Here is a 14576-nt window from a genome sequence, read left to right as displayed (position 1 = left end):
GTGGGCGGGAGCTTCCCGGCGGCCGGCGATGTCGGCTAGCTTCCGCCGTATGGCCACTCGGAGGAAGTCCGCTCCAGGGACGAGCAACTCCGCGCCGACGCTGCTTACTTGGCCGCTGATGCTGCGTCTGGTCACCATCGTCGGCGCCTCGGCGAGCTTCTTCCTGCTGCTGTCGGTCGTCCCCCTGTACGCCGAGCAGTCCGGCGGCGGAAGCGGCGCGGCGGGGCTGTCCACGAGCGCCCTGATGCTGGCGACCGTCTGCGGCGAGCTGGCCGCACCCCGCCTCACGGCCCGCTACGGCTACCGTCTCGTGCTGGCGACCGGCCTGGTCCTGCTGGGCGCTCCCTCGCTGCTGCTGACCGTGTCGCACGGCATGGGCGCGGTGGTGGGCGTCTGCCTCGCGCGCGGTGCGGGCTTCGCGCTGACCGTGGTCGGCGGTGGCGCCCTGACCGCGGTGCTCATACCCCCCGAACGACGCGGCGAGGGCCTGGCCCTGGTGGGCGTCGTGTCGGGGGCGCAGTCGGTGGTGGCCCTCCCCCTGGGCGTGTGGCTGGCCCAGCACGCCGGGTACACGACAGTGTTCGTCATCGCGGCCGTCCTCCCGCTCGCCACCGCCCCCGCGGTGGCCGGCCTGCCTCGGCGTGAACCGTCCGCGCAGCGGCCCCTGGGCATGGTCGACGGTTTCCGCACACCCGCGCTGGCCCTGCCGGCCGCGGTCTTCGCGACCACGGCGGTGGGCGCGGGGGTCATCGCGACCTTCCTGCCGCTGGCCGTGCCGCCGGGCCGGGCGGGGCTGGTCTCGGCGGCGCTGTTCCTGCAGGCCGCCACCGCGATCGGGGCCCGCTGGGTGGCCGGCCGGTACGGCGACCGCCACGGGCCGGCCGGCCTGGTCGTCCCCGGTCTGCTGCTGTGCGCGGGGGGCATGCTGGCCACCGCGCCGACGGGCAGCGCCGCGGCCGTCCTCGTCGGCATGGCCCTGTTCGGCACCGGCTTCGGCATCGCCCAGAACGCCACGCAGACGCTGATGTACGCACGTGTTCCCCCGTCGGGCTACGGCGTGGCCAGCGCCCTGTGGAACTTCGCCTACGACGCGGGGATGGGACTCGGCGCCGTCTTCTTCGGCCTCCTGAGCGCCGGAACGGGTTACGTCGTGGCCTTCGCCGCGACCGGCGCCCTCATGACGACCGCGCTCGTCCCGGCCTGGTACGACCACCGGATGTCCCGCCCGCCGGCGCCGGGCCCGAAGCCTTGAATTCCGAGAAGCGTGTTTGAAAACGCCCGTACGGAACACACGGATGTTCTGACACAGTCTTTATACGACCAGGTAGGAGACACAATCATGGGCATCATCGCCTGGATACTCATCGGTCTGCTCGCGGGCCTCATCGCCAAGGCGCTCATGCCCGGCAAGGACCCGGGCGGCATCATCATCACGATGCTCATCGGTATCGCCGGCGGTCTCCTCGGCGGCTGGCTCGGCAAGGTCATCTTCGGTGTCGACTCCATCGACGGCTTCTTCGAGATCTCCACGTGGGTCGCCGCGATCGTCGGCTCGATGATCCTCCTGGCCCTGTACCGGGTCTTCACCGGAAACCGCCGCCACGCCTGACCCCGCGCCCGCAAGCGCCGCACCAAACGGCTCCGCCCTCCCGCCGGGAGGGCGGAGCCGTTTGGTGTCACCGGCGGCCCGGCCCGGTACTCCGGCAGGCCCCTCGGAGCGCCGGGCTTGCACGGGAGCGGCCTCTCGCGGTCGGCTGCCCCCGCGGGCAGTAAACATCTTCGGTGCCTCTGTGAAAGTTTGTTGAAGGCCGGCGATCCGTGTCGCGTTCAAGCCGCGTGAGAGGCCCTGAGTTGGCCGGAACTGCATGCAACGTGACGCCCCGCGGCGGATGTTGATGTCATTTCAGGGCGTAGTGGGGCGCACTGAAGGGCCGGTGCCCGGTGATAGCATCGCGGCGTCTGCGGCCTTGATCAACTTTGCGGTGATCTGAGGTCAGCCTGCTCTTCGTAGTAGCGCTCATGCAGTTCCCACGGTGTGCGCAGCGGATCCTTCTGAGGCGCGTTCCGGCGATGTCTGCATGTCGCGCCCCGGGAAAGGTATCGATGAATCGAGACGTGCTCATATGGTGCCTCGGTGCAGTGGCGGTGATAGCCGCCGCCGCAGTCGTAGCACTCGTCGCCCGCAACAGAGCTCTGGGAGCCAGGAAACGGCAGTTCGAGACCGAGTCGGCACAGAGACTGGCCGAGGCCCAGAGCAGGCTCTCGGCCGCTCTGAGCGACTTGCAGAAGTTCCGTGCCGAGCAGGACGACGCACTGCGGGACGCCGAACGGACGGCGGAAGAGAGCACCAAGGCGGTCCTCAAGGGCGCGGTGCGTTTCCTGCAGAGCCTCGCGGCCGAGCAAACCACACTCCTGGACGCCATTCAGCGCAAGCACGGCGGACACGCGGTCCTGTCCGACCTGCTGGACGTCAACCACGCCACCGCCCAGATGGCCCGTAAGGCCCAGGGCATCGCGGTCATGTGCGGCGCGCCCCTCAGCCGCCGCAGCCAGCCCGCCAGCGTCTTCGACGTGGTGCGCAACGCCCAGGGTCAGATCCGTAACTTCAGCCGGGTCCAGATCATGCAGCAGAGCGGGATCGCGCTGAAGGCGTCCGCCGTCTCGCCGGTGGCCCTGGCCGTCGCCGAGCTGCTCGACAACGCTGCCAGCTTCTCGCAGCACGACGCCCCCATCGAGGTCACGTTCCAGCGCGTGCAGAAGAACCTGTGCATCGTGATCGACGACGCCGGTGTCGGCATGAACGACGAGGACCGGCAGAAGGCGACCGTGCTGCTCTCCGGCGACACCGTCCCCCGCCTGTCCCACCTCGGTGCCCAGCCGAAGTTCGGCCTTCCCGTCGTCGGCCTGATCGCGCGCCAGTACGGGTTCAAGGTGGACGTCACCGGAGTCTCCCGGTACGGCGGCGTCCGGGCCGTCGTCCTGCTGCCCGAGGAGCTGTGGACCATGGAAGAGACCCCGCCGGCCCCCGCTCAGGAAGCCCCGGTGCGCAGGATCCGGCGCATCCCGACCAGGGAGGAAGAGCCGGAGAGCCGCACAGTGCACGGTCTGCCCAAGCGGGGCGAGCGTCAGTCTCCGACCGCGGGCGTCACCGACGCCGGGGGTGCCGCGGGCGGAGCCACCCGCCCGTTCAAGAGGGCCCGGGGGGTCGGCGGTCTGGCCGCCATCCAGCGCGGCACCATGTCGGGCCGTGCTGCCGAGACCCCGTCGTCCGAAGGGACCGAGGACGCATGACCACAGAGATGTCGTGGATGGTCAAGGATATCGTGGACAACGTCCCCGGGGCCCGGCACGCCGTCGTGCTCTCGGCGGACGGCCTCCCGCGCGGAGCCACGGACCGTCTCACGGAGAAGGACGTAAAGACGATCTCGGCCGCCATGTCGGGGATGCAGTCCTTGAGCCGGGCCACCGCGCACTTCGCCGGTGCGGCGCCGGAACAGCAGTGGAACCAGACGGTCATCGAGTTCTCCCACGGCTGGGTGTTCCTCATCGGGGCGGGACAGGGCGCCTACCTGGCCGCCGCCGCGGAGCCCGACGTCGACCTGCAGCAGCTGTCGTTCCGGATGAACCGGCTGGTCGCGCGGCTGGGCAGCAACCTGACGTCACCGCCGCGGGTCGGACTCGACGACTCCTCCCGGACGAGCGACGCCGCGCGGCTCGCGCGCGACGAGGCCGGCGGTTCCGGTTTCACGCTCAAGGAGCTGGACCAGGTCGTCGCCGAGGTGGCCGGCGCCCGGCACGCGCTGCTGCTCGGCGCCGACGGTCTGCCCCGCGGAGCGACCTCGACGATCGGCAAGGATCTCGCGGACACGATGTCCGCGGCCATGACCGGCATTCACGCCTACAGCCGGGCGGCGGCGGATTTCGCGGGCGGCTCCCAGGACGCCGAATGGCAGCAGACGGTCATCGAGTACCAACACGGCTGGATCTTCCTCATCGCGGCCGGGGACGACGGCTTCCTGGCCGCCGCCGCCGAACACGACTGCGACATCGAAGAGTTCACGACGCGCCTGTGCGACGCCGTGCCCGCGATCCTGGCGCCCGAAGGCTGGGGAGAGGAGTCCGACCATGTCTGACGGATCGGACGAGGAACTGGAACTCACCTCACCGTTAGTCCCCCTCTTCGTGATCACGAACGGGCGTGGACTCCCCTCGGATCACCAGTACGAGCACACCACGCTGGTGATGGCGCACGACAGCGGCTCGTCCGCCGCCGCGCGGGCGCTGTCCCCCGAGGCACGCAAGGTGGTGGATCTGATCACCGACGGATTCCTGTCGGTGGCGGAGGTCTCGGGCCACACCCACCTGCCCCTGGGCATCGTGCGGATCCTGCTGGCGCAGCTGGAGGAGGACGGCCTCATTCTCGTACGCAAGCCCATTCCCCGCGTCGAACGCGCCGAACGTGAACTCCTCAGCGCCGTGCTGGATGGCCTCAGAACCAAATTCGGAGCGTAAGCCGTGTATCTGAATCCAGACACTTCCAACTCGGTCAAGATCCTCGTCGTGGGCCATTTCGGGGTCGGGAAGACCACCCTGATCAGCAGCATCTCCGAGATCGAGCCGCTGCAGACCGAGGAGGAGATCACCGAGGCCAGTGAGGGCTTCGACGATCTGTCGGGAACACCGAACAAGACGACCACCACCGTGGCGATGGACTTCGGCCGTCTCACCCTCAGCGACACCCTTGTGCTCTACCTCTTCGGGACCCCGGGGCAGGAACGCTTCAAGGAGATGTGGGAGGCACTGTCCCGGGGTGCGCTGGGCGCCCTCGTTCTGGTCGACCCCACGCGGCTGCACGACAGTTTCCCCATCCTGGACCTGGTCGAGCGCTTCGGCCTGACGTACACCATCGGCGTCAACCACTTCGAGGGCACCACCGAGTACCCGCTCGACGAAGTCCGCGAGGCGCTCAACCTCGCCGAGGACACCCCGATCGTGCACTGCGACGTGCGCGACCAGACGTCCTCGGCGCAGTCCCTCATCACCCTCGTGCAGCACCTCATGTCCATACTCGGCTAGGAGCCGGCATGCAACACCAGATCAACTCCCACCCGACACCGCCGCCCGGGTGCCCCGCGCACGGCAACACCCAGCTGTTCGGCCCCGAGTTCGGCTCCGACCCCGAGCGCCACTACGACCACCTGCGCTCGCTCGGCCCCAGCGCCCCCGTCGACATCTCCCCCGACGTCGAGGTCGAACTGGTCACCAGCTACGACGCGGCCCTGTACATCCTGCAGAACCCCGCCTCCTTCGTCCGCGACTCACGCCGCTGGAACGCGCTGAACGAGGGCCGGGTGCCCGCGGACAGCCCGGCCCTGCCCATGATGGGCTACCGCCCCAACGCCCTCTTCAGCGACGGCGCCGCCCATGCCCGGCTCCGCCAGGCCGTCACCGACAGCCTCGCCAGCATCGACGAACTCCAGCTCGTCCGGCAGACCCAGCAGTCCGCCGACTACCTGATCAGCCAGTTCTCCTCGGACGTGCTCGGCCAGGCCGATCTGATGGCCGACTACGCCCAGCCGCTGCCGCTGCTCGTCTTCAGCGACCTGTTCGGCTGCCCGCCCGAGATCGGCGACCGCGTCATCGCGGGCATCAGCGGCATCTTCGAAGGCACCCCGGGCGCCGACCAGGTCCTGGGCGGCGCGCTCGGCGAACTCATCGCCCTCAAGCACCGCCGGCCCGGCAACGACGTGACGACGCGGCTCATGCAGCACGCCGCGGGCCTCACCGACGAGGAGGTGCTGCACCAGCTGGTGACCCTGCTGTCCGGCGGCACCGCACCCCTGGCGGCGGCCATCGGCACCAGCAGCGCGCTGTACCTCGGCGAGGACTGGCCGTCCGGCCTCCCGGTCGAGGACGCCGTCGTCCAGACCCTGTGGAACTACGCGCCGATCGCCAACTACGCGGCCCACTACCCGACCCACGACGTCGAACTGGGCGGCCGGATCCTGCGCGCCAACGACCCGGTGGTCATCTCCTTCGCCGCGGCCAACACCGACCCGAAGCTGACCGAGCACCGCGAGCAGCTCAGCGGCAAGGCCCACCTCGCCTTCGGCGCCGGCCCGCACGCCTGCCCCGCCAAGGACCCGGCGCTCATGATCGCCGTCACCGCCGTCGAGTCGCTCCTCAACCGGCTGCCCGACGTCGAGACGCGCGTACGCTTCCAGGACCTCTCCTGGGTGCCCGCGCCGTGGAGCCGGTCCCTGGTGAGCGTCCCGATCCGGTTCACCCCGCGCAGCGTGACCCAGACCGCCGCGGACTCCACCCGGTCCCAGGACGCCTCGTCGATGCCCGCGCCCGCGGCGCAGTACCCCGCTGCCTCGCACCAGCAGCCGGCGGCCCACGCCGCCGCCAAGAACAAGTCGGGCCTTTTCACTCGGTTCCTGGCATGGACCAGGGGCGAGTGACCTAAGTAACCCTATGAGGACACAGTGTTATTGGATGGTTCAATAACCTCACGGGTACGTATGGCGGCTGTTGCTCAGAAAGGAGCCGCCACCGTGGGCAGCCTCACGACGTCGTCGTCCGACCGCCGCGCCACCGTCTCTCTTTTCTCCCGTCTGCGGACGGCGGAAGGGCAGGCCGACCCCTTCCCCTTCTACACGGAACTACGGTCCAGGGGCGGAGTCAGCCCCGCCCCCTGGGGCGGTTTCCTCGTCACCAGCTTCGACGCCTGCGACCGCGTACTGCGCGGCGCCGAGTGGCTGGAACCGGACAAGGACTGGCGCGACCGGCAGGGCCCCCGCACCCGCTGGAGTGCTCCGTCCTCGCGCGAGATAGGCAGCACGATGCCCGCTCTCAACCCGCCGGAGCACACCAGGGTGCGCCGGGCGGCCGGCGGATTCGACCGGACGGCCATCCAGCGGATGGGCCGGACGGTCCGCCGGCTCACCGACGGCCTCCTCGACACCCTGGCCGAACGTCTCGGAGGCGGCGAGGACCACGCGGACTTCGCCGCCCTGGTCAGCGAGGAACTGCCGATCGCCACCATCGGCGCCTGGCTCGCCCTGCCGGAGGCCGACTGGCCACGGCTGCGCGAACTGACCCATGAACAGGTCTTCACCCAGGAACTGCTGCCGTCCGCGAGCCAACTGGCCCGGTCCGACGTCGCGATGGCCGAACTGCGCTCCTACTTCATGGACCTCGTCCGTGACCGGCGCGAGCACCCGGGTGACGATCCCGTCTCACGCTGGATCACGACCTGGGATGCCATGGAGCCAGACCCGGACAAGGCGGACGAGGCGGTCTACTTCCTGGTCCTGTTCGTCCTGCTGGCCGCACTGGAGACCACCTCGACCCTGTTGTCGACCATGACGCTCCACCTCGTCGAGGACCCCGCCCGCTGGGACCTGCTGGTCGCCCGCCCCGACCTGGTACCCGCCTTCGTGGAGGAGACACTGCGCTACGACCCGCCGGCACACGTCATCAGCCGGGTCGCCGCACGGGACGGCGTGCTGGACGGCGTCGAGGTCCGGGCCGACGAGATGGTCCACCTCATGGTGGCCGCCGCCCACCGCGACCCGGCCAAGCACCCTGACCCCGACCGGTTCGACCCGCACCGCAAGGCCTTCCCCCACCTCGCCTTCAGCGGAGGCATCCACTACTGCCTCGGCGCCCCGCTGGCCCGGCTCGAAGCCCACACCCTCCTGCGCCAACTGGTCGGTCGCCTGCCCCGCCTCACCCTGGCCAGACGCCCGCACAGGGCACCCAGAGTGGCCTTCAGGCGTCTGCTGAACCTGGACGTCGCCCTCGCATGAACCACATACTCCCGCCCCCCTCCGTCCGCCCCTCCGCCATCGACACCGAGCAGGACGGCCCGGTCCTGCGGGTCCGCCTCAACCCCACCCGGCAGGACGACGTCCTCAGCGCCGCCGCGATCGACGACCTCATCGCCCTGCTGGACGGGCTGCGTGAACGGCCCGACGTCCGTGTCCTGGTCCTGTCCTCCCTCGGACCGGACTTCTGCACCGGAGCGGACCGCGGCGAGTACCTGGACGCGGTCACCGCCGACCCGTCCGGCGCCGTCCTGCGGCGGGCCGTGGACAAGGCACACCGCCTCTGCCACGCCCTGGAGAGCACCCACGCCGTCACCATCGCCCGGCTCCACGGCAAGGTCATCGGAGCCGGCCTCGCCCTTGCCGCCTTCTGTGACCTGCGGGCGGGCTCGGACACCTGCCGCTTCCGCATGCCCGAAGTCGCCCTCGGCCTCCCGCCCGCCTGGGGAGGCGCCCTGGGCCGGCTGATCTCCGAGGTCGGCGTCGCAGCCGTCCGTGAACTGGCGCTCACCTGCGAGGTCTTCGACTCCTCCACCGCTCACCGGATCGGCCTGCTCCACAAAGTGGTCCCCCAGGACCAGTTGGACCGCGCCGTCGACGCGTGGGCGAAACCACTCGCCCGACGCTCACCCGAGACCCTCGTCCTGACCAAGCGCCTGCTCGCAGGCTACGCACAGACCGGCACGGCAAACGTTTCCCTCCTCGACTCCCACCTCCTGAGCAGCATGCTCACGTAGCCCTGATCCGGCGCGCGACCCACCCCGGCCAGTGGGTCCGCGCCACCAGGATGTCCACCCCTGCCGGACCGCCGTCGTCGTCCTCGTCCGACTCCCGAGCGTCCGGGTCGCTCAGCGGGTGCAGTACGTCGGCGGCCGGGTCGGGGCGGTGAAGCGAACCGCCTGCCACGTGGCAGGTGGCAAGCGGCTGAACAGGGATTTTCCGTCCGACGGAAGTCCTCTTGCCGGGTGAGGGCGACACCGCCATGGTGTTTCTGACACGACGTCGAGGATGACGGGACCCGCTCATGCCACACATGACCGCCTTCGCCAGGAACCAGTGGTACGTAGCCGCCTACGCCCATGAGGTCGGGCGGGAGTTGCTCGGGCGGACCGTGCTCGGGGAGCCGCTCGTCCTCTACCGGACCGAGGACGACGGCCGGCCCGTCGCGCTGCACGACCGGTGTGTGCACCGCCGCTATCCGCTGTCCGCCAGCGGGCTCGACGGCGACCGGGTCGTCTGCGGGTACCACGGCTTCACGTACGACACGACGGGTGCGTGCGTGTACGTGCCCGGTCAGAAACGCGTCCCCCGCACCGCCCGCGTCGCCTCCTACCCGGTGGTCGAGCAGGACGCCCTGATCTGGGTGTGGATCGGCGACCCCGCCCTCGCCGACCCCGAGGTCATTCCACGGGCCCGGCATCTCGACTCCCCCGGCTGGGTCACCGTCAGCGGGATGGAGCCGATCGACGCCGACTACGGGCTCCTCGTCGACAACCTCCTCGACCTGTCCCACGAGACGTACCTGCACGGCGGGTACATCGGCACCCCCGAGGTCGCCGAGACGCCCATCACCACCGAGGTGGACGAGGGCGCGGGCATCGTGCGGGTGAGCCGGCGCATGGACGACGCCGAGTGCCCGCCCTTCTACGCCAGGTCGACCGGTATCGAGGGGCGCATCACCCGCTGGCAGGACATCGAGTACCACGCGCCGTGCCTGTACCTGCTGCACAGCCGGATAGCGCCGGCCGGTGTCGTGCCCGAACCGGACGGCAGCGACCCGAACGGCTTCCACACGGAGATCACGTACGCCATCACTCCCTCCGCCGACGGCAAGGTGTACGACTTCTGGATGGTCTCGCGCGACTGGGCGACCGGCGACGCCGAGGTGAGCGAGTTCCTGCGCGCCAACAACCACACGGTCGTGATGCAGGACGTCGACGCGCTGAACCTGCTGCAGCGGACGCTCGGCACCGAGCGGAGCGGCTACCAGGAGCTGAGCATCAACATCGACACCGGCGGTCTGGCGGCCCGCCGTATCCTCGCCCGGCTGGTCGAGGAGGGCGAGAAGCCCGTGGAGAAGGCCCTGTGAGCAGCGCCACCGGAGAGGTCTACCGCATCGACTGGCTGCCGGGCACCGACGTGCTCCACGGCACCTGTCACTGCGGGGCCGAGCACACCGCCGAGGACCCGGTCGCGATGTGGGAGTGGATGCTCGGCCACCCCGAAGGACACACACCCCAGGGGCAGGCACAGACACGGGGGCAGACACAGGAGCACCGCTCATGAACGTGTACGAAGCCGAACTCGTCGTCGAGCGACGGGTCGTGGCCGCCGACGGTGTCCTCGCTCTCACCCTCCGCCATCCGCTCGGCGAGGAGCTGCCCGCCTGGGAGCCGGGCGCCCATATCGACGTGGTCCTGGGGCCGGTCCTGGAGCGGCAGTACTCGCTGTGCGGCGATCCGGCCGACCGGCGCTCGTGGCGCGTCGCGGTGCTGCGCGAGCCCGCGGGGCGCGGCGGATCCGCCCATGTGCACGGGCAGGTGCGGGTGGGCGACAAGGTCCGCGTACGCGGTCCGCGCAACCACTTCGCCCTCCTGCCGTCGCCTCGCTACCTCTTCGTCGCGGGCGGCATCGGCATCACCCCGATCCTGCCGATGCTGGCCGCGGCCGACGCGGCGGGCGCCGACTGGACGCTGCTGTACGGCGGGCGGACCCGCGACTCCATGGCCTTCAAGGAGGAACTGGAGCCCTACGGGGACCGTGTACGTGTCGTTCCGCAGGACGAGTACGGGCTGCTCGACCTCGCCGGCGTCCTCGGCGGTGCTCCGCGCCCGGACACGCTCGTCTACTGCTGCGGTCCCGGTCCGCTGCTGGACGCCGTGGAGGAGCGGTGCGCGGGGTGGCCGGGCGGCACCCTGCACGTGGAGCGCTTCCAGCCCGGGGCGGCGAAGGTGACGGCGCATCAGGAGGCCGCTGCCGACGGCGAGTTCGAGGTCGTGCTGGAGCGGTCGGGGCGCACCCTCACCGTGACCGCCGACGCCTCCGTGCTCGACACCGTGCGCGCGGCGGGTGTCGAGGTGCTCTTCTCCTGCACCGAGGGCACCTGCGGGACCTGTGAGACGGACGTCCTCGACGGCACGCCCGACCACCGCGACTCGGTGCTCACGGCCGAGGAGCGGGCGGCCGGCGAGACCATGCTCATCTGTGTGTCCCGGTGCCTCGGGAAGCGCCTCGTGCTCGACCTGTGATCCGCAGGTCCGCCTCGATCCGGGCGACCGTGGCCAGCAGATGGGGCAGCAGGTCACGGCGTACGGACTCCACCGAGTTGCGGCTGGCGTGCACGGGGATGTTGACCGCCGCCACCACCTCGCCGTCCCGGTCGCGCACCGGGACGGCGACCGAGCGCAGCCCCTCCTCCAGTTCCTGGTCGACGATCGCGTACCCCTGACGGCGTACCCGGCGCAGCTCGGTGCGCAGCAGTTCCGCGGAGACGATCGTGCGGGCGGTCAGCGGGCTCAGGTCCGCGCGGGACAGCCGGGCGTCGATCTCCTCGTCGGGCAGCTGCGCGAGCAACACCCTTCCCACCGAGGTGACATGGGCCGGGAAGCGGCTGCCGACGGTGATCGTCGCGGTCATGATGCGGTGCGTCGGTACGCGGGCGGCGTACACGATGTCGTCGCCGTCCAGGACGCACAGGGAGGACGACTCCCTTATCTGCGCGACGAGTTGCTCCAGATGCGGCTCGGCGATCTCCGGCAGGGTGAAACTGGACAGATAGGAGTAGCCGAGTTCCAGGACCCGCGGGGTGAGCCGGAACATCCGGCCGTCCGTCTGTACGTATCCCAGGTCGAAGAGGGTCAGCAGGAAGCGGCGGGCCGCCGCGCGGGTCAGATCGGTGACCCGCGCCACCTCGCTGAGCGTGAGCTCCGGATGGTCGGCGTCGAAGGCGCGGATGACCGCGAGGCCGCGCTCGAAGGAACGGACGAAATGCGGTTCGCGATCTCCAGCGGGCATCGTCGCCTCCACGGGGCGCACGGGGGTGCGCTCTGCGCACGCTAGGAGCACGGATCGGCAACTGTCAACGACCGTGCGCGTCAAGGGCATTGACCTGTTCCACGGCAAGGTTCTACGTTCCCGCTGAGCACTTCTGTGCGGTCTGCGCACAGCCTGTCGAAGAACTGTCCCAGGAACTGTCCTTAGGGGGAGTGATGCGTCGTCTGCTCATCGGCCTCGTGACCGGCGCCACGTTCGTCGCCGCGACGGCCTGCGGTTCGTCCGACTCCCCCGGGTCGGACGACAACGACAAGGCGTCCGGCGGTACCACCACGGTCAAGGTCGGCGTCATCCCCATCGTCGACGTCGCCCCCCTGTACCTGGGCCAGAAGAAGGGCTTCTACGGCGAACGCGGCATCAAGCTGTCGCTGACCAGCGCGCAGGGCGGGGCGGCGATCGTGCCGGGTGTGGTCTCGGGCCAGTTCGACTTCGGATTCAGCAACATGACGTCCCTGCTCATCGCGCAGTCCAAGAACGTGCCGGTCAAGGCCGTGGTGAACGGTGTCGCGTCCACCGGCAAGAAGGGCGCCGACTTCGCGGAGCTCGCGGTGAGGAAGGGCAGCCCCCTGAAGTCCGCCAAGGACGTGGAGGGCAGGAAGGTCGCCGCCAACACGCTCAACAACATCTGTGACACCTCGACCAGGGAGTCGGTCCGCAAGGACGGCGGCGACCCGTCCAAGGTGAAGTTCGTGGAGATGCCCTTCGACCAGATGCCGGCCGCGCTCGAAGGCGGCCGGGTGGACGCGGCCTGTGTCGTGGAACCGGCCCTCGCGAGCATCAAGGCGCAGGGCGGCACCTCCATCGCCTCGCTCTTCGTCGACGTGTCGCCCGACCTCACCGTGGCGATGTACTTCTCCTCGCAGACATACGTGCAGAAGAACCCAGAGTTGGTGAAGAAGTTCCAGGCGGCGACCATCGAGTCCCTGGAGTACGCGGACAGCCACCCGCAGGAGGTCCGCGAGATCATCACCACGTACACGAAGATCCCCAAGCCGCTGGTGGACTCGCTGGTCCTGCCGCGGTGGCCCGCCGAACCGGACCGTCGCTCCATCGAGAGGCTGGCCGAACTGGGGCAACAGGACGGCCTGTTCGAGAAGAAGCCGGACCTGGACGAGCTGCTGCCGTGAAGGGTGCCAACGCCCTGCTGGGCGCCTGCGGGCTCGCGGCCTTCCTCGCCCTGGGCGAGGCGGCGCCGCGGCTCGGCCTGGTCGACGAGGACTACTTCCCGCCGACCAGCCGCATCGCCGACGCGCTCGCCACCGAGCTGGCCGACGACGCGTTCTGGACCGCGCTCGGGGACACCCTCACCGGCTGGGCCATCGGGCTGGTGATCGCGGTGAGCGCGGGCATCGTCGCGGGCGTCCTGATCTCGGTCACGCCGTATCTGCGTGAGGCGACCGCCTCGACGATCGAGTTCCTGCGCCCGATCCCGTCGGTCGCGCTGATCCCGCTCGCCGTGCTGCTGTACGGCAGCGAACTGCGCTCGGTCCTCCTGCTGGTCGTCTACGCCTCGTTCTGGCAGGTCCTGGTGCAGGTCATGTACGGCGTCCAGGACGTGGACCCGGTCGCCGAGGAGACCGCCCGCTCGTACGGCCTCGGCACCTGGGCGCGTATCCGCCATGTGCTGTGGCCGACGGCCCTGCCGTACGTCATGACGGGGGTGCGGCTGGCCGCCGCGGTGGCCCTGATCCTCGCCGTGACGGCCGAACTCGTCATCGGCGCACCGGGGTTGGGGGCACGGATCGCCGTCGCGCAGACCTCCCAGGCGGTGCCGGAGATGTACGCGCTGGTGGTGGTCACCGGTCTGCTCGGGTTGCTCATCAACGTGGGAGCGCGGACCGTCGAGCGGCGGGCGCTGGCCTGGCACCAGTCCGTACGCGGGGAGGTGGCGGTGTGAACGGCCTGGAACGCGTCCTGCTGCGGCTGGTCCTCGTCGCGGCGCTGCCCGCACTGCTCGTCGTGGCGTGGTGGTACGCGTCGGACGGCAGCACGGACATCTACTGGCCGCCGCTGCGCACCATCCTCAGCACGTTCCCCGACGTCTGGACCGGCGAGCGGCTGCGCGAGGACGTCCTGCCCAGTGTGCTGCGGCTGAGCGCCGGTTACGCGTGCGCGGCCGTCGCGGGTGTGGCGCTGGGCACGGTGATCGGCTCGTACCGCCGGGTGCGGGCGGTGTGCGAGCCGGTGCTCGAATTCCTGCGGGCGGTGCCGCCGCCGGTGCTGGTCCCGGTCATCATGCTGTTCGCGGGCATCGGCGACACGATGAAGGTCGTGGTGATCGCGAGCGGCTGCGTCTGGCCGATCCTGCTCAACACCGTCGAGGGCGTACGGGCGGTCGATTCGGTGATGTCCGAGACGGCCCGCTCCTACGGCATCACGGGCGTCGCGCGGCTGCGGTACCTGGTGCTGCCCGCGGCGAGCCCGCAGATCTTCGCGGGGCTGCGCCAGGCCCTGTCCATCGGGATCATCCTGATGGTCATCAGCGAGATGTTCGCCGCCAGCAACGGGCTCGGCTTCACCATCGTCCAGTTCCAGCGCGGCTTCGCCATCCCCGACATGTGGACCGGGATCCTGCTGCTCGGGCTGCTCGGGTTCGTCCTGTCGGTCGTCTTCCGGCTCGTCGAGCGGCGTGCGCTCGGCTGGTACCACGGTGCGCGCGACGCCTCCCGGCGGTCGTCGTGAACCTCGCGA

At 70.2% G+C, this 14576-nt stretch carries 17 protein-coding genes; 15 read left to right on the top strand and 2 right to left on the bottom strand.

Translation table 11 applies throughout. The annotated features are described in order from the left end of the window. Positions 1-49: 49 nt before the first annotated feature. The 9 genes from K3769_RS33685 (at position 50) to K3769_RS33645 (ending at position 8569) form a co-directional block, all read left to right on the top strand. Positions 50-1252: an MFS transporter gene (locus K3769_RS33685; protein WP_267030022.1), complete on the top strand. Its 1203-nt coding sequence runs from the start codon at positions 50-52 to the stop codon at positions 1250-1252. Positions 1253-1339: 87 nt separating this feature from the next. Then, positions 1340-1609: a GlsB/YeaQ/YmgE family stress response membrane protein gene (locus tag K3769_RS33680; protein WP_267030021.1), complete on the top strand. Its 270-nt coding sequence runs from the start codon at positions 1340-1342 to the stop codon at positions 1607-1609. 494 nt (positions 1610-2103) lie between these two features. Next, on the top strand, positions 2104-3291 hold the full coding sequence (locus K3769_RS33675) for an ATP-binding protein (RefSeq protein WP_267030020.1): 1188 nt from the start codon (positions 2104-2106) through the stop codon (positions 3289-3291). Continuing rightward, positions 3288-4133 carry a roadblock/LC7 domain-containing protein gene (locus K3769_RS33670; protein ID WP_267030019.1) on the top strand — a complete coding sequence of 282 codons (846 nt, stop codon included), beginning with the start codon at positions 3288-3290 and terminating at the stop codon, positions 4131-4133. The genes K3769_RS33675 and K3769_RS33670 overlap by 4 nt, the downstream gene beginning before the upstream one ends. Beyond that, positions 4126-4512: a DUF742 domain-containing protein gene (locus K3769_RS33665; RefSeq protein WP_267030018.1), complete on the top strand. Its 387-nt coding sequence runs from the start codon at positions 4126-4128 to the stop codon at positions 4510-4512. Before K3769_RS33670 ends, K3769_RS33665 begins: the two co-directional genes overlap by 8 nt. A gap of 3 nt (positions 4513-4515) precedes the next feature. Further along, positions 4516-5076 (top strand): GTP-binding protein, encoded by a 561-nt coding sequence (locus K3769_RS33660; protein ID WP_267030017.1) that lies wholly within the window; start codon positions 4516-4518, stop codon positions 5074-5076. A gap of 8 nt (positions 5077-5084) precedes the next feature. Beyond that, positions 5085-6464, top strand: a complete 1380-nt coding sequence (locus K3769_RS33655; RefSeq protein ID WP_267030016.1) for a cytochrome P450 family protein — start codon at positions 5085-5087, stop codon at positions 6462-6464. 60 nt (positions 6465-6524) lie between these two features. Continuing rightward, complete coding sequence (locus K3769_RS33650; protein WP_372515095.1) at positions 6525-7814, top strand: cytochrome P450; 1290 nt, start codon at positions 6525-6527, stop codon at positions 7812-7814. Continuing rightward, the gene (locus tag K3769_RS33645; RefSeq protein WP_267030014.1) at positions 7811-8569 is read left to right on the top strand and encodes an enoyl-CoA hydratase/isomerase family protein; all 759 of its coding nucleotides are present in this window, start codon (positions 7811-7813) and stop codon (positions 8567-8569) included. Before K3769_RS33650 ends, K3769_RS33645 begins: the two co-directional genes overlap by 4 nt. On the opposite strand, the gene K3769_RS33640 is transcribed toward K3769_RS33645, so the two are convergent. Next, positions 8562-8738 (bottom strand): hypothetical protein, encoded by a 177-nt coding sequence (locus K3769_RS33640; RefSeq protein WP_267030013.1) that lies wholly within the window; start codon positions 8736-8738, stop codon positions 8562-8564. The two genes, K3769_RS33645 and K3769_RS33640, sit on opposite strands and share 8 nt — an antisense overlap. Positions 8739-8856: 118 nt before the next feature. Here K3769_RS33640 and K3769_RS33635 point away from each other — a divergent pair, with 118 nt between their 5' ends. From K3769_RS33635 to K3769_RS33625, 3 genes are read left to right on the top strand one after another with little or no spacing between them, the layout of a single operon-like run. Then, positions 8857-9921 (top strand): Rieske 2Fe-2S domain-containing protein, encoded by a 1065-nt coding sequence (locus tag K3769_RS33635; RefSeq protein ID WP_267030012.1) that lies wholly within the window; start codon positions 8857-8859, stop codon positions 9919-9921. Further along, a complete protein-coding gene (locus tag K3769_RS33630; protein WP_267030011.1) occupies positions 9918-10118 on the top strand; it encodes a hypothetical protein in 201 nt (66 codons plus the stop codon). The genes K3769_RS33635 and K3769_RS33630 overlap by 4 nt, the downstream gene beginning before the upstream one ends. Beyond that, positions 10115-11080 carry a PDR/VanB family oxidoreductase gene (locus tag K3769_RS33625; protein WP_267030010.1) on the top strand — a complete coding sequence of 322 codons (966 nt, stop codon included), beginning with the start codon at positions 10115-10117 and terminating at the stop codon, positions 11078-11080. The genes K3769_RS33630 and K3769_RS33625 overlap by 4 nt, the downstream gene beginning before the upstream one ends. Here K3769_RS33625 and K3769_RS33620 read toward each other — a convergent pair. Next, positions 11031-11846, bottom strand: a complete 816-nt coding sequence (locus K3769_RS33620; RefSeq protein WP_267030009.1) for an IclR family transcriptional regulator domain-containing protein — start codon at positions 11844-11846, stop codon at positions 11031-11033. The two genes, K3769_RS33625 and K3769_RS33620, sit on opposite strands and share 50 nt — an antisense overlap. 194 nt (positions 11847-12040) lie before the next feature. On the opposite strand from K3769_RS33620, the gene K3769_RS33615 reads away from it, so the two are divergent. Genes K3769_RS33615 through K3769_RS33605 form a run of 3 tightly spaced genes read left to right on the top strand, consistent with a single transcriptional unit; the run spans position 12041 to position 14567 of the window. Beyond that, entirely contained in the window at positions 12041-13012 is a 972-nt protein-coding gene (locus K3769_RS33615) for an ABC transporter substrate-binding protein (protein WP_267030008.1), read from the top strand. Then, entirely contained in the window at positions 13009-13782 is a 774-nt protein-coding gene (locus K3769_RS33610) for an ABC transporter permease (protein WP_267030007.1), read from the top strand. The genes K3769_RS33615 and K3769_RS33610 overlap by 4 nt, the downstream gene beginning before the upstream one ends. Positions 13783-13787: 5 nt before the next feature. Continuing rightward, the gene (locus K3769_RS33605) at positions 13788-14567 is read left to right on the top strand and encodes an ABC transporter permease (protein ID WP_267031649.1); all 780 of its coding nucleotides are present in this window, start codon (positions 13788-13790) and stop codon (positions 14565-14567) included. The last annotated feature ends 9 nt before the right edge of the window (positions 14568-14576 follow it).

The sequence above is a fragment of the Streptomyces ortus genome, assembly GCF_026341275.1.
GTDB classification, from domain to species: Bacteria; Actinomycetota; Actinomycetes; order Streptomycetales; family Streptomycetaceae; genus Streptomyces; species Streptomyces ortus.
This window is presented reverse-complemented; position numbering and strand designations above follow the sequence as displayed.